The sequence below is a fragment of the Microbacterium lacticum genome (genome assembly GCF_006716815.1).
Taxonomy (GTDB): Bacteria; Actinomycetota; Actinomycetes; order Actinomycetales; family Microbacteriaceae; genus Microbacterium; species Microbacterium lacticum.
Genome location: NZ_VFPS01000002.1, coordinates 401,642 through 420,536, shown reverse-complemented (window position 1 = coordinate 420,536; position 18,895 = coordinate 401,642). Strand labels below are relative to the sequence as shown.

At 71.3% G+C, this 18,895-nt stretch carries 15 protein-coding genes; 9 read left to right on the top strand and 6 right to left on the bottom strand.

Annotated elements, in window-relative coordinates:
• Positions 1–29 precede the first annotated feature (29 nt).
• Genes FHX68_RS07790 through FHX68_RS07780 form a run of 3 tightly spaced genes read left to right on the top strand, consistent with a single transcriptional unit; the run spans position 30 to position 2,071 of the window.
• Positions 30–479: an FAS1-like dehydratase domain-containing protein gene (locus FHX68_RS07790; RefSeq protein WP_141379780.1), complete on the top strand. Its 450-nt coding sequence runs from the start codon at positions 30–32 to the stop codon at positions 477–479.
• Positions 476–919 carry a MaoC/PaaZ C-terminal domain-containing protein gene (locus FHX68_RS07785; RefSeq protein WP_141379781.1) on the top strand — a complete coding sequence of 148 codons (444 nt, stop codon included), beginning with the start codon at positions 476–478 and terminating at the stop codon, positions 917–919. The genes FHX68_RS07790 and FHX68_RS07785 overlap by 4 nt, the downstream gene beginning before the upstream one ends.
• Before the next feature lie 3 nt (positions 920–922).
• Positions 923–2,071 carry a UDP-N-acetylmuramate dehydrogenase gene (locus FHX68_RS07780; protein WP_141379782.1) on the top strand — a complete coding sequence of 383 codons (1,149 nt, stop codon included), beginning with the start codon at positions 923–925 and terminating at the stop codon, positions 2,069–2,071.
• 125 nt (positions 2,072–2,196) lie between these two features.
• Here the strand turns inward: FHX68_RS07780 and FHX68_RS07775 are convergent, their stop codons facing one another.
• From FHX68_RS07775 to aceB, 5 genes are all read right to left on the bottom strand, one after another.
• Entirely contained in the window at positions 2,197–3,396 is a 1,200-nt protein-coding gene (locus tag FHX68_RS07775) for a pyridoxal phosphate-dependent aminotransferase (RefSeq protein WP_170214195.1), read from the bottom strand.
• Between the two features lie 23 nt (positions 3,397–3,419).
• Positions 3,420–4,667 carry an MFS transporter gene (locus tag FHX68_RS07770; protein WP_141379783.1) on the bottom strand — a complete coding sequence of 416 codons (1,248 nt, stop codon included), beginning with the start codon at positions 4,665–4,667 and terminating at the stop codon, positions 3,420–3,422.
• The gene (locus FHX68_RS07765) at positions 4,664–5,341 is read right to left on the bottom strand and encodes a GntR family transcriptional regulator (RefSeq protein ID WP_211345070.1); all 678 of its coding nucleotides are present in this window, start codon (positions 5,339–5,341) and stop codon (positions 4,664–4,666) included. Before FHX68_RS07765 ends, FHX68_RS07770 begins: the two co-directional genes overlap by 4 nt.
• A gap of 91 nt (positions 5,342–5,432) precedes the next feature.
• Positions 5,433–7,028 carry an isocitrate lyase gene (locus tag FHX68_RS07760; RefSeq protein ID WP_141379785.1) on the bottom strand — a complete coding sequence of 532 codons (1,596 nt, stop codon included), beginning with the start codon at positions 7,026–7,028 and terminating at the stop codon, positions 5,433–5,435.
• A 59-nt stretch (positions 7,029–7,087) separates the two neighbouring features.
• A complete protein-coding gene (aceB, locus tag FHX68_RS07755) occupies positions 7,088–8,755 on the bottom strand; it encodes a malate synthase A (protein WP_141379786.1) in 1,668 nt (555 codons plus the stop codon).
• 160 nt (positions 8,756–8,915) lie between these two features.
• Here aceB and FHX68_RS07750 point away from each other — a divergent pair, with 160 nt between their 5' ends.
• A complete protein-coding gene (locus FHX68_RS07750; protein WP_373288687.1) occupies positions 8,916–10,409 on the top strand; it encodes a helix-turn-helix transcriptional regulator in 1,494 nt (497 codons plus the stop codon).
• Between the two features lie 122 nt (positions 10,410–10,531).
• Here FHX68_RS07750 and FHX68_RS07745 read toward each other — a convergent pair whose 3' ends face one another.
• Complete coding sequence (locus FHX68_RS07745) at positions 10,532–12,079, bottom strand: helix-turn-helix domain-containing protein (RefSeq protein ID WP_141379787.1); 1,548 nt, start codon at positions 12,077–12,079, stop codon at positions 10,532–10,534.
• A 108-nt stretch (positions 12,080–12,187) separates the two neighbouring features.
• On the opposite strand from FHX68_RS07745, the gene gabT reads away from it, so the two are divergent.
• The 5 genes from gabT (at position 12,188) to FHX68_RS07720 (ending at position 18,879) form a co-directional block, all read left to right on the top strand.
• Entirely contained in the window at positions 12,188–13,537 is a 1,350-nt protein-coding gene (gene gabT / locus FHX68_RS07740; protein ID WP_141379788.1) for a 4-aminobutyrate--2-oxoglutarate transaminase, read from the top strand.
• 62 nt (positions 13,538–13,599) lie between these two features.
• Complete coding sequence (locus tag FHX68_RS07735) at positions 13,600–14,958, top strand: flavin monoamine oxidase family protein (protein ID WP_141379789.1); 1,359 nt, start codon at positions 13,600–13,602, stop codon at positions 14,956–14,958.
• Entirely contained in the window at positions 14,955–15,860 is a 906-nt protein-coding gene (locus FHX68_RS07730) for a universal stress protein (RefSeq protein ID WP_141379790.1), read from the top strand. Before FHX68_RS07735 ends, FHX68_RS07730 begins: the two co-directional genes overlap by 4 nt.
• A complete protein-coding gene (locus FHX68_RS07725) occupies positions 15,857–17,425 on the top strand; it encodes an APC family permease (RefSeq protein WP_141379791.1) in 1,569 nt (522 codons plus the stop codon). Before FHX68_RS07730 ends, FHX68_RS07725 begins: the two co-directional genes overlap by 4 nt.
• Positions 17,422–18,879 carry an NAD-dependent succinate-semialdehyde dehydrogenase gene (locus FHX68_RS07720; RefSeq protein ID WP_141379792.1) on the top strand — a complete coding sequence of 486 codons (1,458 nt, stop codon included), beginning with the start codon at positions 17,422–17,424 and terminating at the stop codon, positions 18,877–18,879. Before FHX68_RS07725 ends, FHX68_RS07720 begins: the two co-directional genes overlap by 4 nt.
• Positions 18,880–18,895: the final 16 nt, after the last annotated feature.

The following is an 18,895-nucleotide window of genomic DNA, read 5'->3' as shown; positions in this document are numbered from 1 at the left end:
TGTCCCGGCATCCTCGGTAGAATCGACGGGTGTCCGTGAATCCTGAGCTGGTGGGTCGTGCCTTCCCGCCGACCGCCCCCTACCTCGTCGGGCGTGAGAAGGTGCGCGAGTTCGCGCGCGCCGTCTTCGCCACCGACCCGCAGCACACCGACCCGGCCGCCGCCCGCGCCCTCGGCTACGACGACGTCGTCGCGCCGCCGACCTTCGCGATGGTGATCCAGGACCTCACGCTGCAGCAGCTGCTCGCGCAGGAGGACTCCGGCATCGCGCTCGAGCGCACCGTCCACGCCGAGCAGCGCTTCCACTACACCCGCCCCATCGTCGCGGGCGACGAGCTGGTCGCGCAGCTGCGCATCACCAACGTCCGCCCGTTCGGAAAGGGTGCGATGGTCACGAGCGAAGCGGAGATCGCGGATGCCACGGGCGCGCACGTCGTCACGGCCACCTCGGTGCTGCTGATCGGAGGAGAGGTCGCATGAGTTCTTCGACGAACCAGAACACCGCAGCCGCCGCGAACGCCGTCGCCGTGGGCGACGTCGTCGCCGAGCGCACCGTGCACCTCACCCGTGAGTCGCTGGTGCGCTACGCCGGGGCATCCGGAGACTTCAACCCCATCCACTATCGCGACGACGTCGCCGAGCGGGTGGGCCTGCCCGGTGTGCTCGCGCACGGGATGCTCACGATGGGCCTCGCCGTCGAGACGGTCGTGCCGTGGCTCGGCGACGCGGGTCGCATCGTCGACTACGGCGTGCGCTTCACCCGCCCCGTCGTCGTCGACGCCGAGTCGGGCGCCGACGTCGTCGTCGCCGCCACCGTCGGCCAGGTCGACGACGAGTTCCTGCGCATCGACCTGACGGTGTCGGCCGGTGAGACGACCGTGCTCGGCAAGGCCCAGGTGCGCGTGCGCCGGGACGGCTGAGAGATGCCCGAGATCGAACCGGTCGCGCTCGCGGACCTCACGACGCTCCGCGTGGGCGGGATGCCGGAGCGCATGATCGAGGCGCAGACCCGCGACGAGCTCGTCGCGGCGCTGCGCGACGTGTGGGCGAGCGGCGAGCCATGGCTCGTCGTCGGCGGCGGGTCGAACCTGCTCGTCGGAGACGACCCGTTCGAGGGCACCGTGGTGCTCGTGCGCACGAGCGGCATCGAACGCCTCCCGTCGCCCCGCGAGGGCCACACGCGAGTGCGCGTCGAAGCCGGGCACGACTGGGACGACCTCGTCGAGTACGCGACGCGGGAGGGGCTGTCGGGCATCGTCGCGATGTCGGGCATCCCGGGCACGGTCGGTGCGGCTCCCGTGCAGAACATCGGGGCGTACGGCCAGGAGATCGTCGAGACCCTCGTCGAGGTCGAGCTGATCGACGAGGCGACGGGGGAGGTCTCCACCGTGCCCGCCGCCGATCTCGCGCTCGGGTTCCGCACGTCGGTGCTGAAGAACCACTACGGCTCGGTCGCGCCGCGGCCCGCGGTTGTGCTCTCCGTCACGCTCGAACTGCGCGACGTCGGCGACGAGGCGTTCGAGCTCTCCGGCGCGCAGCTTCGGCAGGCGCTGGGCGTCGCCGAGGGGGAGCGGGTGACCCTCCGATGGGTGCGCGAGACCGTGCTCGCGACGCGGGCGCGCAAGGGCATGGTGCTCGACGACACCGACCCCGACACCCGGAGCGCCGGCTCGTTCTTCCAGAACGCCATCGTCTCGGCATCCTTCGCCCGCACCCTCCCCGACGAGTGCCCGCGGTGGCCGATCTCGACGACGGCGGCGCCGCTCGCCGCGCCGGACCGGGTCATCCCGCTCGACGACTACGCCGGCCTCTACCCCGTGCCGGTGCCCTCGCTCCCCGACGTTAAGGTGAGCGCCGCGTGGCTCATCGAGCACGCCGGCCTGCGCAAGGGATTCCACCTGCCGCGGTCGCGGGCGGGGCTGTCGACCAAGCACGCGCTCGCGCTGACGAACCGCGGGGATGCCTCGGCGGGCGAGCTCGCCGAGCTGGCGCGCTACATCCAGAGCCGTGTGCAGAGTGAGTTCGGCCTCATCCTGCAGCCCGAACCCGTGCTCGTCGGCGTCGAGCTCTGACGCGGGCGCGCGGCGCACCAGAATCGGAGATCAGCAACAGAATCGGATGCCGCGGTCGTGATCGTCCGATTCTGTTGCGATTCTCCGAATCCGCTGCGCCCGCGCCCGCGCGACGCGGGCCGTGCTCAGGCGAACAGGCGCTGCAGGCGCTGCACGCCCTCGAGCAGCTGGTCGTCGCCGAGCGCGTACGACAGGCGGAGATATCCCGACGGGCCGAAGGCCTCGCCCGGCACCACGGCGACCTCGGCCTCGTCGAGGATGAAGTCGGCGAGCTCGAGCGAGGTGTCGATGCGAGTGCCCCGCCACTCGCGGCCGAGCAGGCCGCGGACGTCCGGGTACACGTAGAACGCGCCGAGCGGCACCGGCACCGTGACCCCGGGGATCTTCGCGAGTTCGGCGACGATCACCTGACGGCGGCGGTCGAAGGCCTGGCGCATCTCCTCCGCCTCGGTCTGCGGCCCGGTGAGGGCCGCGAGCGCGGCGCGCTGGGCGATGTTGTTGACGTTGGAGCTCAGGTGCGACTGCAGGTTGCCGGCGACCTTGATGGCGTCGGCGGGCCCGACCATCCAGCCCACCCGCCAGCCCGTCATGGCGTACGTCTTCGCCACCCCGTTGACGAGGATCGTCTGGCCGGCGAGCCCGGGGACCGCCTCGACGATCGAGACGGCGCGCACGTCCTCGTAGACGAGGTTCTGATAGATCTCGTCGCTGATCACCCAGATGCCGTGCTCGAGGGCCCACTGCCCGATCGCGGCGGTCTCCTCGGGCGTGTACACCGATCCGGTGGGGTTCGACGGCGAGACGAACACGAGCGCGGTGGTGCGATCGGTGCGCGCCGCCTCGAGCTGCTCGACGGTCACCTTGTAGTCCTGATCGGCGCCGGCGAACACCTCGACCGGAACGCCGTCGGCGAGGGCGATCGCCTCGGGATAGGTCGTCCAGTACGGCGCGGGCAGCAGCACCTCGTCGCCCGGGTTCACCACGGCCTGGAAGGCCTGATAGACCGCCTGCTTGCCGCCGTTGGTGACGATCACCTGCGACGGGGAGACCTCGAGACCCGAGTCGCGGAGGGTCTTCGCGGCGATCGCCTCGCGCAGCACCGGCAGGCCGGCGGCGGGCGTGTAGCGGAAGTTCGCCGGGTCGCGCAGCGCCTCGGCCGCGGCATCCACGATGAACTGCGGTGTCGCGAAGTCTGGCTCGCCGGCGGCGTACGAGATGACGGGCTTGCCCTCGGACTTGAGGGCCTTCGCCTTCGCGTCGACCTTGAGGGTCGCCGATTCGGCGATGGACGACAGCTTGCGGGAGACGGGGGGGCGTTCGGTCACGGCACCCAGCGTAGTCGGCGGGGTCAGGCCGCGAGCGCGCGCCGCTTGCCGTTCACGTGCGCACGCCACACGAGCGCGGCCGACAGCGCCGCGATGACGGCGCCCGCGACGAACAGGGTCGGGTAGCCGATCACGGGACTGATCGCCGCGAGGACGGCGGGCACGAAGAAGCCCACGTAGCTCAGCGAGTAGAACACCGCGGTCAGGCCCGCGAGATCGTCGGGGCCCGCGATCCGCTGCACCTCCATGAGCCCGCCCACGAGCAGCAGCCCGTAGCCGATGCCGAGGGCCGCTGCGGCGACGAGGGCGAGGGCGACCGACCGGGTCAGCGCCGTCGCGGCCGCCAGCAGCATGCCCGGCACGACGGCCGCGAGGGCCGCGGTGACGCCGCGGCATCCGCCCGGCAGGTCGATGCGGCGCGCGAGCGTCTGGGCCCCGACGCCGCAGCCGAGGCTCACGAGGCACATGAGTCCCGCGAAGCCGACCTCGAACCCGGCGACCCGGTCGACCAGCAGCGCCGGGAGGATCGCGTAGGCGGATGCCGCAGTGCCGAACACCCACGGCGACATTGGCGCGACGACGCCGAGGAAGCGCCGGTGGCTCGCCGACGGGATGCGCAGATCGTCGCGCAGCCGCCCGCCGCGGGCCGGGTCGCGCGGGTGCGACTCGGGGGTGCGCAGCGCGAAGGCGAACGACGCCGCGCACAGCGCCACGTTGACGAGATAGGGCAGCACCTCGGGGAGCGGGGCGAACTGCGCGAGCGCCGCCGCGACGGCCGCGCCGAGCGCGAACCCCGTCGTGAGCGAAAGGGCCGCACGCCGCGCGCCCGACCCCGATGCGGAAGCGTCGAAGGGGGCCTCGGAGAGCTCTTTGATCCAGGCCGTCCCGACGGCCATCACGAGGCCGAGCGCGACGCCGGAGAGCACCCGGCCCGCGAACAGAAGCACGGGCTCGCCCGCCGCGGCGGCGAGCACGGCCGAGCCCGCGAGCGCGATCAGGGGGGCGGGCAGCAGGAGGGGGCGACGGCCGAAGCGGTCCGACAGGGGCCCGCCAAGCAGGAGCGCGGGGACGATGCCGATGACGTAGGCGCCGAGCAGGACGTTCACCGTGAGCGCGCCGAGGTTGTCGTGCAGCCGGTAGGTGACCAGCAGCGGCGTGAACTCGTTGCCGCCCCATGCGACCGCGAACAGCGCGGCGGCGGCGCGCAGCCACGGCTTCGTGCGGTGCCGACCTGCGTCGGCGATCGCGATCGGCGTCGTCGCGGCGCTCATCGGGCCGCTCCCGCCGTCTGATCGGCGGGCGATGTGCCCGCGCGCACGCCGTGGGCGGCCTCGAAGTGGGCGTCGAGCGTCGTGCGGAACGCGTCCGCGTCGCCCGCGGCGATCGCGGCGGCAAGGCGCTCGTGTCGGGCGACGACGGCCGTCATCCGCTCGGGGGTGCGGATGGAGGTCGCGGTGACGCGCTGCTGCCGCTGGCGCAACCCCTCGGCGAAGGTCGCGAGGAGGGTGTTGCCGGCGGAGCGGATGATCGCGTTGTGGAAGTCCGCGTCGGCCAAGACGAAGGCCTCGGTGTCATCGGCCTGCGCCGCGCGGCGCTGCGCGTCGACGGCGCGAGCCAGCTCCGCCGCGAGGTCCTGCCGGGTGTGCTCGTCGCGGACCGTGCGCTGCACCGCATAGTTCTCCAGTAGGCGCCGCGCCTCGAGCACCTGCGCGATCTCGCCGGGCGTGGATTCGACCACGAGCGCGCCACGCTTCGGGTACAGCCGCATCCAGCCCTCGGCCTGCAGCCGGAGGAACGCCTCGCGCACGGGCGTGCGGCTCACGCCGTGCTCGGCGGCGAGTTCGCCCTCGCTGAGCATGCGGCCCCCTTCGAGGTCGCCCTGCAGGATGCGCTGCTTGACGCGCGCGTAGACGAGGTCGGCGGCATTCGGGGTCGTTTCGTTCACAACATAGATACTAGTCGTATTCAAGGCGAGATGCAGAGGGGGCGGATGCCTCGGCATCCGCCCCCTGGCCCCCGTCCCCCAGGGGGGTCGGTCAGCCGAACTGGTTCATCGTGTTGTCCTTGCCGCCGGCCTTCAGGGCCGCGTCACCGGCGAAGTACTCCTTGTGGTTGTCGCCGATGTCGGAGCCGGCCATGTTCTGGTGCTTCACCGTCGCGATGCCCTCGCGGATCTCGCGGCGCTGTACGCCCTTGACGTAGGCGAGCATGCCCTCGTCGCCGAAGTAGCCCTTCGCCAGGTCATCGGTCGACAGCGCGGCCGTGTGGTAGGTCGGCAGCGTGATGAGGTGGTGGAAGATGCCGGCGCGGGCCGACCCGTCCTTCTGGAACGAGCGGATCTTCTCGTCGGCGAGCGTCGCGAGCTCGGTGTCGTCGTACGCGACGTTCATGAGGTCGGCCCGGTCGTACGCCGAGACATCCGCGCCCTGCGCCGCGAGCGCGTCGTAGGCCTGCTGGCGGAAGTTCAGCGTCCAGTTGAACGACGGGCTGTTGTTGTAGACGAGCTTCGCGTTCGGGATCTCCTCACGGATGGCATCCACCATCCCCGCGATCTGCTCGACGTGCGGCTTCTCGGTCTCGATCCAGAGGAGGTCGGCGCCGTTGCGCAGCGACGTGATGCAGTCGAGCACGCAGCGCTCCTCGCCGGTGCCGGAGCGGAACTGGTACAGGTTGGATGCCAGGCGCTTGGGGCGCAGGAGCTTGCCCTCACGGCGGATGATGACGTCGCCGTCGCTCAGCTCGGCGGCGTCGATCTCCTCGACGTCGAGGAACGCGTTGTACTGGTCGCCGAGGTCGCCCGGCTCCTGCGAGACGGCGATCTTCTGCGTGAGACCGGCGCCCAGCGAGTCGGTGCGGGCGACGATCACGCCATTGTCGATGCCGAGCTCGAGGAACGCGTAACGGACCGCGTTGATCTTCGCGAGGAAGTCCTCGTGCGGCACGGTGACCTTGCCGTCCTGGTGGCCGCACTGCTTCTCATCCGAGACCTGGTTCTCGATCTGGATGGCGCACGCGCCCGCCTCGATCATCTTCTTGGCGAGCAGGTACGTCGCCTCGGGGTTACCGAAGCCGGCGTCGATGTCGGCGATGATCGGCACGACGTGGGTCTCGTAGTTGTCGATCTGCGACTGGATGAACTCCACCGCCGTGTCGTCGCCCGCCGCGCGCGCCGCGTCGAGCTTCGTGAACAGCAGGTCGAGCTCGCGGGCGTCGGCCTGACGGAGGAAGGTGTAGAGCTCCTCGATCAGCGCGGGAACGGCGGTCTTCTCGTGCATCGACTGGTCGGGGAGGGGCCCGAACTCGCTGCGCAGCGCCGCGACCATCCACCCCGAGAGGTAGAGGTAGCGCTTGTTGGTCGACTTCAGGTGCTTCTTGATCGAGATCAGCTTCTGCTGCCCGATGAAGCCGTGCCAGACGCCGAGCGACTGCGTGTAGACCGACGAGTCGGCGTCGTACTCGGCCATGTCGGCGCGCATGATGTCGGCGGTGTACTGCGCGATCTCGAGGCCCGTGCGGAAGCGGTTCTGGGCCCGCATTCGGGCGACGGCCTCGGGGTCGATGGCGTGCCAGCTGTCCCCGTTCTCGTCCTTGAGTGCCCGGATGGCGTCGATGTCGTTCTGGTAAGCGGTCATGATGTGTCCTTTGTTGCGGTGTCCAAGCTGTTGCGGTGTCGGTGCGTGGTCGGGTCGGGTCAGGCCGACTCGACGAGGAAGCGGTTGTAGGCGGGGATCGTGAGGAAGGAGGGGAAGTCCTCGCCGAGCGCCACCTCTTCGAAGATCGCCGCGGCGTCGTCGAAGCGGTCGCCCTCGGTGCGGGTGACCTCCTCGAGCACCCGGGTGATGAGGCCCTCGATGTACTCGCGGGTGATCTTCGTGCCGTCGTCGGTGGAGCGGTCCTGGTGGATCCACTGCCACACCTGCGAGCGCGAGATCTCCGCCGTCGCGGCATCCTCCATCAGGTTGTCGATCGCGACGGCGCCGAGGCCCCGCAGCCACGCCTCGATGTAGCGGATGGCCACGGACACGTTGGCGTGGACGCCCGCCGTGGAAATCGGCAGTCCGATGTGCACGTCGATGAGCTGGGATGCCTTGACCTGCACCTCTGGACGCTGACGGTCGACCTGGTTCGGCCGGTCGCCGAGCACCGCGTCGAACTCCGCGCGGGCCACCGGGATGAGATCGGGGTGGGCGACCCACGTGCCGTCGAAGCCGTCGCCGGCCTCGCGCTTCTTGTCGGCCGACACCTTCTCGAACGCCTGCGCCGTGACCTCGGGGTCGCGCCGGTTCGGGATGAACGCGCTCATGCCGCCGATCGCGAAGGCGCCGCGCTTGTGGCAGGTCTTGACGAGCAGCTCGGTGTAAGCGCGCATGAACGGCACCGTCATCGTCACCTGGCTGCGGTCGGGCAGGACGAACCGGGCGCCGCGGCCGCGGTAGTTCTTGATCATCGAGAAGATGTAGTCCCACCGGCCGGCGTTCAGGCCCGCGATGTGGTCGCGCAGCTCGAAGAGGATCTCGTCCATCTCGAACGCGGCCGGCAGCGTCTCGATCAGCACGGTCGCGCGGATCGTGCCGTGCGGGATGCCGATGTAGTCCTCGCTGAACGTGAACACGTCGTCCCACAGCTTCGCCTCTTCGGACGACTCGATCTTCGGCAGGTAGAAGTACGGGCCGACGCCGTTCTCGATCAGGCGCTTGGCGTTGTGGAAGAAGTACAGGCCGTAGTCGACGAGCGAGCCGGATGCCGCGAGCGCGCGCCCCGCGCGGTCGGTGAAGGTCACGTGGTTCTCGGTGAGGTGCCAGCCGCGCGGACGCATCACGATCGTCGGGGTCTGCGCGGCGGTGACCTCGTACACCTTGCCCTCGGGGGAGGTGTAGCGCAGCTGCCCGCGAATCGCGTCGTAGAGCGAGAGCTGACCCTCGATGACGTTCCGCCAGGTGGGGCTCGTCGCGTCCTCCTGGTCGGCGAGCCAGACCTTCGCGCCCGAGTTCAGGGCGTTGATGGTCATCTTCGGGTCGGTGGGGCCGGTGATCTCCACGCGACGGTCCTCGAGGCCCGGGCCGGCGCCGGCGACGCGCCAGTCGGCGTCGTCGCGGATGTGGGCGGTGTCGGGCCGGAACTGCGGGTCGTGCCCGTTGCCGATCTCGAACCGGCGGCGCAGCCGATCGGCGAGCCGGTCGTGCCGGCGCCCGGCGAAGCGGGCGTGCAGCTCGCCGAGGAAGGCGAGCGCGTCGGGGGTGAGGATCTCCTCGTACCGCTCGCGGATCGGACCCGTGACGACGATCGCCGCGGTCGGGATCGGCCCGGTCGTCGGGCGAGTGGTCTCATCAGGCGCGGTGCCCGTGGCGGTCGGAGTCATGGACTTGCCTTTCGTGTCGGATGCCTCGCGGTCGGGAAGCGGTGTGCGAACCGTGCCGCGGTGGCTGGTGACACCACTCTGGGTGAAGATTCGGCGCCTCAGTGACCAATTGCGCTGTGAAGATTGACGCTTCTTCTGCTTTCGTGACACACTTCGGGACATGACGAACGTCGATGTTCCTTCCGCCACCGCCGCGACGGACGCCGCGATGGATGCCTCGGGAGACGCGGACGCCCTGACGATCGGACGCCGGATCCGTCAGCTGCGGACCGCTCGCGGCATGACCCTCGATGAGCTCGCCGCCGCGGTCGAGCGGGCGCCCAGTCAGCTGTCGATGATCGAGACCGGCAAGCGCGAGCCGAAGCTCACCCTGCTCCGCGCGATCGCGCGCGCACTCGGCGCGACCGTCGACCAGCTGCTCGAGGCCGAGACCCTCGACGAACGCGCGACGCTCGAGATCGCCCTCGAGCGCGCGATGAAGGGGCAGACCTTCCGCGCGCTCGGCATCGAACCGTTCCGCATCGGAAAGTCGGTGCCTGACGAGGCGCTCCGCGCCCTGCTCGCGCTGCAGGGCGAGATCCAGCGCCTCGGCGACGAGCGGTCGGCGACCCCCGAGGAGGCGCGTCGGGCGAACGTGGAGCTCCGTCACCTCATGCGGCGGCAGGACAACTACTTCGCCGACCTCGAGGAGCACGCGCGGGCGATCCTGCGCGCCGTCGACCACCCGGGGGGTCCGCTCACCCAGCGCACGGCGTCGGATATCGCCGCCCACCTGGGATTCTCGCTGCACTACGTGGCCGACCTGCCGGCATCCACACGCTCCGTCGCCGACATCCGGCACGGCCGGCTGTACCTCTCGAGCACGGTGCCGATGAAGGGCGATTCGCGCACCGCGGTGCTGCAGGCGCTCGCCAGCCGCATCCTCGGGCACAGCGAGCCGCGGTCGTACGCCGAGTTCCTGCGCCAGCGCGTCGAGACCAACTACCTCACCGGCGCGCTCCTCATCCCCGAAGAGCATGCGGTGCCGGTGCTGCGCGACGCCAAGGAGCGGCGCGCGATCTCGATCGAAGACCTCCGCGACGCGTACTCGGTCTCGTACGAGACCGCCGCGCACCGGTTCACGAACCTCGCGACCGAGCACCTCGGCATCCCGGTGCACTTCCTCAAGGTGCACGAGTCGGGCACCATCACGAAGGCGTACGAGAACGACGACGTCAACTTCCCCGCCGACCGGATCGGTTCGATCGAGGGGCAGCTGTGCTGCCGGCGGTGGACGAGCCGCACGGTGTTCGACATCCCCGACAAGTTCAACCCGTACTACCAGTACACCGACACCGGGAACGGCACGTACTGGTGCACGGCGCGCGTCGAGGCATCCAGCGAAGGCGCCCACTCCGTCTCGGTCGGGGTGCGCTTCGACGACACGAAGTGGTTCCTCGGGCGCGAGACGACCAATCGCGGCGTCTCGCGGCACGCGGTCGAGGTGTGCTGCCGGCGTGCCCCCGCCGAGCTCGAATCGGCCTGGCGCGACCAGGCCTGGCCGAACGTGCGCACGCCGCGGACGCTCCTCGCCACGCTGCCGTCGGGCTCGTTCCCGGGCGTCGACACGACCGACCTGTACGAGTTCCTCGAGGCGCACGCGCCGCGCGGCTGACGCCGCCAGCGTCACGGAGGCAGGAGATCTCACGGAGGCAGGACGGCTTCGGGGGGATCCGTCCTGCGTCGGTGATTTCTCCTGCCTCCGTAAGGCGGGCGGGGGGGTGGCGGAAGGGCGGGTCAGCGCAGCGCGACGAGCGCGGCCCACAGCTCCGCGCGGGCGGGGAAGGAGCCGAGGTCGACGCCGAGCAGGCGCTGAGCCTGCGCCACCCGGGCGCGGACGGTGTGCCGATGGATGCCGAGGGCCTGCGCCGTCTCGTCGATGCGGGCGTCGCTCTCGAGCCACGTGCGCACCGTGTCGACGAGGGCGGTCGCGTGCGCGTCGTCGTGCTCGCGCAGGGGCGCGAGCCGCGCCTCGGCCAGGGCGCGCGCGGCGGGGGAGTCGAGGGCGCCGAGGAGCCCCCGCGCCGCGTCGTCGGCGAAGCGGGCCGGGATGCCGGCAGCCGCCCGGCGGCGCGCGGCGACCGCCTGGACGTGCCCGGTCGCGAAGCCGGCGTAGTCGACGGGCTCCGACACGCCGCAGGCGGCGTCGAACAGCGCCGCGAAGGCGGGGATCGTCGCGGTGTCGGCGGCGGGCACCACGAACACGACCCCGTCGGGGCCGCGACCGTGGAAGAGCGCGCCCCGCGCCTCGGCGGCCCGCAGCTCGAGCCAGTCGACGGCCGCGTCGAGCCGCGCTGGGGCGACGGTCGCGACGGCCACGATGACGGGGGCGGCGGGCAGCGGCCCCCACAGCTCCCGCGACACGCGCCGGGCGAGCCCCGCATCCCCCTCGAGCAGCGCGTGCACGAGGCCCGCGCGCAGCGCCGACCGCGCCCGCCCGAGGCCGACGTTCTGCTCCAGCGCCAGGCCCGCCATCGCGATCACCGAGGTGACGACGCTCCGGCCCTCGAGGTCGAGTTCGGCGCCGGCGATCGCGATCAGCCCGCGCAGGTGGCCGCCCCGGCCGAGCGTCTGCATCGTCACGCGCGCCCCGTCGATCTCGAACTGCGACGCGGCGCGGCTGCCCCGCCGCAGTACGGCGCCCGCCTCGGCATCCAGCGCCGCGCGCGCCGCCCCGCCCGGCCCCTCGTGCGGATGGCTCTGGGTGAGCACGCCCGCCGCGTCGTAGAGTCCGACCCACGCGCCCAGCTGCTTCGCCAGCTCGGCGACCGTCGCGGCGAGCCCGTCGGGGCGGAGGGCGGCGAGCGAGATCGCGCGCCGCGCCGACAGCGCCCACGTGCGCCGCGCGTACGCCTGCGCGGCGATCGCCTCGGCGTTGGCCCGGGCGAGCGCGATGAACGGTGTGCGGTAGGGCACCTCGAACAGCGGCATGCCCGCGGCGCGGCACGCGCGCTCGAGGGTCGGCGGGATGCCGTCGCGCACGACCTCGGTGCCGAACCCCAGGCCCCGCACGCCCCGGGCGCGCAGGCGCGCCACGTACGCCTCGGCCGTCGTGGGTGCCGTGCCGGTCCGGGCGTCGGGCGCGAACTGGGTGCCGGTGGTCAGCAGCAGCAGATCATCGGCGAGGAACGGCGTCGGGTCGGCGAGATCGGAGGAGTGCACCCACCGCAGCGGTGCGTCGAGCGCGTCGCCCGGCAGGTCGCCCTCGCGCGAGGCGAGCCGCAGCGCCAGCTCGGTGCGGGCGAGGAGAGCCCGCAGCGTCGGCTGCGTCTCGGTCGTGGGCATCGTCGCTCATCTCGGGTCGGTGGTGCTGTCCGCGACGTACGCGTCTCGCAGCAGAATGTACACGACGGCGAGTGTGAGCGGCGCGCGCGCCGCCCTACGCTCCCAGGCATGAGCACTCCCACCACGACCCTCCTCGGCGGACCCACCCTCCCGCAGCAGCGTTCCCTCGTCACCGCGATCCCCGGTCCGCGCTCCCAGGAACTGCTCGCGCGCAAGGCATCCGCCGTCGCCTCAGGCGTGGCGCACACCGTGCCGATCGAGGCCGTCGCCGCCGGCGGCGGGGTCGTCGTCGACGCCGACGGCAACTCGCTCATCGACCTCGGCTCGGGCATCGCCGTCACGAGCGTCGGCAACGCGCACCCCGCCGTCGTCGCGGCCGTGCAGAACGCCGTCGCCCAGATGACCCACACCTGCTTCATGATCTCGCCGTACGAGTCGTACGTCGCCGTCGCCGAGCGCCTCAACCGGCTCACCCCCGGCGACCACGCCAAGAAGTCGGCGCTGTTCAACTCGGGCGCCGAGGCGGTCGAGAACGCCGTCAAGATCGCGCGCAGGTTCACCGGCCGGCAGGCGGTCGTCGCGTTCGACCACGCCTACCACGGCCGCACGAACCTCACGATGGCCCTCACCGCGAAGTCGATGCCGTACAAGAGCGGTTTCGGCCCGTTCGCCTCCGAGGTCTACCGCGCTCCCGCCTCCTACCCGTTCCGCGACGGCCTCTCCGGCGCCGAGGCCGCGGCTAAGGCGATCTCGCTGATCGAGAAGCAGATCGGCGCCGACAACCTCGCCGCCGTCATCATCGAGCCGATCCAGGGCGAGGGCGGGTTCATCGTGCCCGCCGACGGGTTCCTCCCGGCGGTTGTGGACTGGTGCCGCGCGAACGGCGTCGTCTTCATCGCCGACGAGGTGCAGACCGGCTTCGCCCGCACCGGCGCGATGTTCGCGAGCGAGCTGTTCGGCATCGTGCCCGACCTCATCACCACGGCCAAGGGCATCGCCGGAGGCATGCCGCTCGCGGCCGTCACGGGCCGCGCCGAGATCATGGATGCCACGCACGCCGGGGGCCTCGGCGGCACCTACGGCGGCAACCCCGTCGCGTGCGCGGCGGCCGTGGCATCCATCGACGCGTTCGAGAACGACGGTCTCGTCGGCCGCGCGACGGAGATCGGCGAGGTGCTGCGCGCGCGGCTCGACGCGCTGCAGGCGGCCGACCCGCGGATCGGCGACGTGCGCGGCCGGGGCGCGATGATCGCGGCCGAGTTCGTCGACCCCGTGACCGGGGCGCCCGACGCGGCGCTCACCTCGGCCGTGGCGAAGGCCGCGATCGCGGAGGGCGTCATCGTGCTCACGTGCGGCACCTACGGCAACGTCATCCGCTTCCTCCCGCCGCTGTCGATCTCCGACGAGCTGCTCGGCGAGGGCCTCGACGTCGTCGCCGCCGCCCTCGCCGCCGCCTGACCCCCATCCGCCACCACGCACGCCGCCCCACCGACCCCATCACCACCGAAGGAGATGCACCTATGACGGAGATCACCCGAGACGTCGTCATCGTCGGCGCCGGCGCCGCCGGACTCACCGCCGCCAACGAGCTGAAGAAGGCGGGCCTGTCGGTCGCCGTGCTCGAGGCGCGCGACCGCGTCGGCGGGCGGCTGTGGACCGACACGATCGAGGGCGCGATGCTCGAGATCGGCGGGCAGTGGATCTCGCCCGACCAGACCGCGCTCATCGAGACGGTCGCAGACCTCGGCCTCGACACCTTCAGCCGGTACCGCGAGGGCGACAGCGTGTACGTCGGTCCGGAGGGGACGGCGCACCGCTTCACCGGCGAGATGTTCCCGGTCTCTCCCGAGACCGAGGCGGTCATCGCCCGCCTCACCGAGCGACTTGACGCGATGGTCGCCGAGATCGACCCCGACCGGCCCTGGGCGCACGAGAAGGCCGCCGAGTGGGACAGCGTGTCATGGGATGCGTGGCTGCGCGCCCAGACCGACGACGACGAGGCGGTGCGAAACCTCGCCTTCGCCACCGGCTCGGCCATGCTCACGAAGCCCACGCACGCGATCTCGCTGCTCGAATCGCTCCTGATGGCGGCATCCGCGGGGTCGTACTCGAACCTCGTCGACGCCGACTTCATCCTCGACAAACGGGTCGTGGGCGGCCTGCAGCAGGTGCCCCTGCTGCTCGCCGAGCGCCTCGGCGAGGACGTCTTCCTGAACCAGCCCGTCCGCACGCTGGAGTGGTCCGACGAGGGCGTCACCGCCGTCGCCGACGGGATGACGGTGCGCGCGCGCCAGGCGATCCTCGCGCTCGCGCCCGTGCTCTACAGCCGCATCTCGTTCGTGCCGGCGCTGCCGCGCCTGCAGCACCAGATGCACCAGCATCTGTCGATGGGCTTCGTCATCAAGGTGCACGCCGTGTACGAGACGCCGTTCTGGCGCGAGAAGGGCCTGTCGGGCACCGCGTTCAGCCCGTACGAGCTCTCGCACGAGGCGTACGACAACTCCAACCACGGCGAGGAGCGCGGCACGCTCGTCGGCTTCGTCAGCGACCTGAACGCCGACGGCGTGTTCGAGCTGTCCGCCGACGAGCGCAAGCAGCGCATCCTCACCTCGCTCAGCCACTATTACGGCCCGGAGGCGCTCGACCCGGTGGTCTACTACGAGAGCGACTGGGGGAGCGAGGAGTGGACCCGCGGCGCCTACGCTGCGAGCTTCGACCTCGGCGGGCTCTCGCGCTACGGCAAGCACCTGCGCTCGGCCGTCGGCCCGATCCACTTCGCGTGCAGCGATCTGGCCGGCGCCGGCTATCAGCACGTCGACGGCGCGATCCGCATGGGGCGCCTGGTCGCCGCGCAGATCGTCGACGAGGTGCGCGCATGACGAGCCACGTCGTCGTCGGCTACACCGCGACGAAGACGGGGCGGGATGCCGTGGCGTTCGCCGCGCGTCTCGCCCGGGCGACCGGGGCCGTGCTCGACGTGTCGATCGTGCTGCCGAGCGCGGATCGCAGCGTCATCACCCCGCCCGCCGACGGCTACAGCCGGGTGCTCCTCGACCAGGCCCAGAAGTGGATCGCCGCGGCGATCGACCGCATCCCCGACGACGTCGTCGCACACGCGCACGTGCGCGCGGCGGAGTCGTTCGCCGAGGGGCTGGTGGAGATCGCCGACGGCCTGGATGCCGCCTACATCGTCGTCGGCGCCGCCGACGGCGCGTCGCGCGGTCACCACAGCCTCGGCTCGACCACGACCGAACTGCTGCACTCGTCGGACGTTCCGGTCGTCCTCGTGCCGCGCGGAGCGCGCAAGGTCGCGCCCGAGACCGGGATCACCCGCGTCACGGTCGCGATCGGCACGCGTCCGGGGGCCGATGCGCTGATCGGCGCGGCCGCCGACCTCGCGGAGGCCGCCGGCGTCGCCGTGCGCCTGCTGTCGCTGCTGCCCGTCGATCTTCCAGCGACCGCCGACACGGCCGCGATCCGCATCGCGGGGTCGACCGAGGCAGACCAGGTCCTCGCGGCGGCGAGGGCCGAGCTTCCCGCAGGCATGGCGGCTTCGGTCGTGGTCGCTGCCGGTGACAGCATCGAGGACGCCGTCGCCCATCTCGACTGGCAGGGTGGCGAGGTCGTCCTCGTCGGCTCGAGCCGCCTCGCACAGCCGCGACGCCTGTTCCTGGGCTCGACCGCGGCCAAGATGCTCAAGGAGATCACCGTGCCGGTGATCGTCGTGCCCCGCACCGCGCGCAGCGCCGGGGCGGCAACCCCCGAGGAGACGCAGCGATGACCCCTCCCGAAGCCGTCCCGCCCGTCGCCGCCACCGGTGAGAACGCCGGCGGGCTCTCCAGCAAAGGCCTCAGTGCCGGCACGATCGGCGTCGTCGGCGCCGTCGTGATCGGCATCTCGACGATCGCCCCCGCCTACACGCTCACGGCATCGCTCGGCCCCACCGTGTCGGAGGTCGGCTTCCAGGTTCCGACGATCATCATCGTGGGGTTCCTCCCGATGCTGCTGGTCGCCTTCGGCTACCGCGAGCTGAACAACCGGATGCCCGACTCGGGGACGTCCTTCACGTGGGCCACCCGCGCCTTCGGCCCCTGGATCGGATGGATGGCGGGCTGGGGTCTGGTGGCGGCGACGGTCATCGTCCTGTCGAACCTCGCCGGCATCGCCGTCGAGTTCCTCTTCCTGCTGATCGATCAGCTCGCCGGTAGCCCCGGCTGGATCGCCGACCTCGCGTTCAACCCGTTCATCAACGTGGCCGTCTGCCTGTTGTTCATGCTCGGCGCCACCTTCGTCTCGTACCGCGACCTGCAGACCACGCAGAAGCTGCAGTACGTGCTCGTCGGCTTCCAGGTGCTCGTGCTCGTGATCTTCCTCGTCGCCGCGTTCGTGCACGTGGCCAACGGCACCGCCTACGACGGCACGCCGGTCGACTGGTCGTGGTTCAACCCGTTCGCGGTCGGCGACTTCGGCGCTGTGGTCGCGGGCCTCTCGCTGTCGATCTTCATCTTCTGGGGCTGGGACGTCGTCCTGACCATGAACGAAGAGACGCGCAACCCCGAGAAGACGCCGGGGCGCGCCGCGACCGTCACGGTCCTCATCGTGGCGGGCCTGTATCTGCTGCTCTCGATGTCGCTGCTCTCGTTCGCGGGAACCGGCGACGGCGAGCTCGGACTCGGCAACCCCGACATCCAGGGCAACGTGTTCTTCTACCTGTCCGGCCCGATCCTCGGCCCGCTCGCCTTCCTCGTCTCGCTCGCCGTCCTGACGAGCTCGGCGGCGTCGCTGCAGTCGACGGCCGTGGGTCCCGCCCGCACTCTGCTCGCGATGGGGCACTACGGCGCGGTGCCGCCGGCGTTCGCGCGCGTCAACCCGCGATTCTTCACGCCGGGCTACGCGACCGTGGTGTCGGCGATCGTGGCATCCGTGTTCTACGCGGTCATGCGCTTCGCGAGCGAGAACGTGCTGTGGGACACCATCACCGCCCTCGGCATGATGATCTGCTTCTACTACGGCCTCACCGCATTCGCGTGCGTCTGGTACTTCCGCAAGCAGTGGTTCGACTCTGTGCGGATGTTCTTCTTCTCGTTCCTGTTCCCGCTCGTGGGTGGCGCGATCCTCGCGATCCTCTTCGTCATCACACTGCGCGACAGCATCGACCCCGACTACGGCAGCGGCTCGAACATCGGCGGCGTCGGGCTCGTCTTCCTGCTCGGCGTCACCGTCATCGGCGTCGGCGTCGTCCTCATGATCTGGCAGTCCATCAAGCGCCCCGCCTTCTTCAAGGGTGAGACGCTGGGAATGGATGCACCCCCCAGCACCCGTCGCCTGAAGGAGGCCGCACGTTGATCACCGAAACCGCCCTGCTCGAGAAGCTCCCCCGAGGACTGTTCATCGGCGGCGAATGGGTCGACGGGTCGGCCGGGACGTTCGCGGTGCACGATCCGGCGACCGGCGACGTGCTGGTCGAGATCGCCGACGCGTCGCCGGAAGACGGCATCCGCGCCCTCGATGCGGCGGTCGCCGCGCAGGATGCCTGGGCCGCCACCGCCCCGCGCACGCGCTCCGACATCCTGCGACGCGCGTTCGACCTGCTGACCGAGCGCGCCGACGAGTTCGCGCTGCTGATGACGCTCGAAATGGGCAAGCCCCTCGCAGAGGCCCGCGGCGAGGTCACCTACGGTGGTGAGTTCCTGCGCTGGTTCAGCGAGGAGGCGGTGCGCATCGCGGGGCGCTACGGGTCGAACCCGGAGGGCACCGGACGCATGGTGATCAGCCAGCGCCCCGTCGGCCCGTGCTTCTTCATCACGCCGTGGAACTTCCCGCTCGCGATGGCCACCCGCAAGATCGCACCCGCGCTCGCCGCCGGCTGCACGGTCGTCGTGAAGCCGCCGGAGCTCACGCCGCTGACGACCCTCGCGTTCGTGCAGCTGCTCGTCGAGGCGGGCCTGCCCGCGGGTGTCGTCAACGTCGTCACCACGACGACCTCGAGCGCCGTGTCGGGCCCCATCATCGCCGACCCGCGCCTGCGCAAGCTGTCGTTCACGGGCTCGACGCCGGTGGGCAAGAAGCTCATCGCGCAGGCCGCCGAGGGTGTGCTGCGGGTGTCGATGGAACTCGGCGGCAACGCCCCATTCGTCGTGTTCGACGACGCCGATCTCGACAAGGCCGTCGATGGCGCGATGGCGGCGAAGTTCCGCAACATCGGCCAGGCGTGCACCGCCGCCAACCGGTTCATCGTGCACGAGGCCGTCGCGGGCGAGTTCGCCGACCGGGTCAGCGAGCGGGTGCGGGCCATGAAGATCGGCCGCGGCACCGAGGAGGGCGTGCAGATCGGTCCGCTCATCGACCAGAAGGCCGTCGACGGCACCGCCGCGCTCGTGAAGGACGCCGTGGACCGCGGCGCGGTCGTCCGCGCGGGCGGCTCGGCGATCGAAGGTCCCGGCACCTTCTTCGAGCCGACCGTCATCACCGAGGTGGCCGCCGGCAGCGACATCCTGCGCGAGGAGATCTTCGGCCCGGTGCTCGCGATCGCGACGTTCGCGAGCGAGGACGAGGCGGTGCGCCTGGCCAACGACACCGAGTACGGGCTCGTCTCGTACGTCTTCACCGAAGACCTGCAGCGGGGCGTGCGCATGATCGACCGCCTCGAGACCGGGATGATGGGCCTCAACATCGGCGTCGTCTCCAACGCGGCCGCGCCCTTCGGCGGCGTCAAGCAGTCGGGCGTCGGCCGCGAGGGCGGCCTCGAGGGCATCCACGAGTACCTGTCCACGAAGTACACGCTGATCCCGGCATCCTGATCCGGGCATCCGCCCG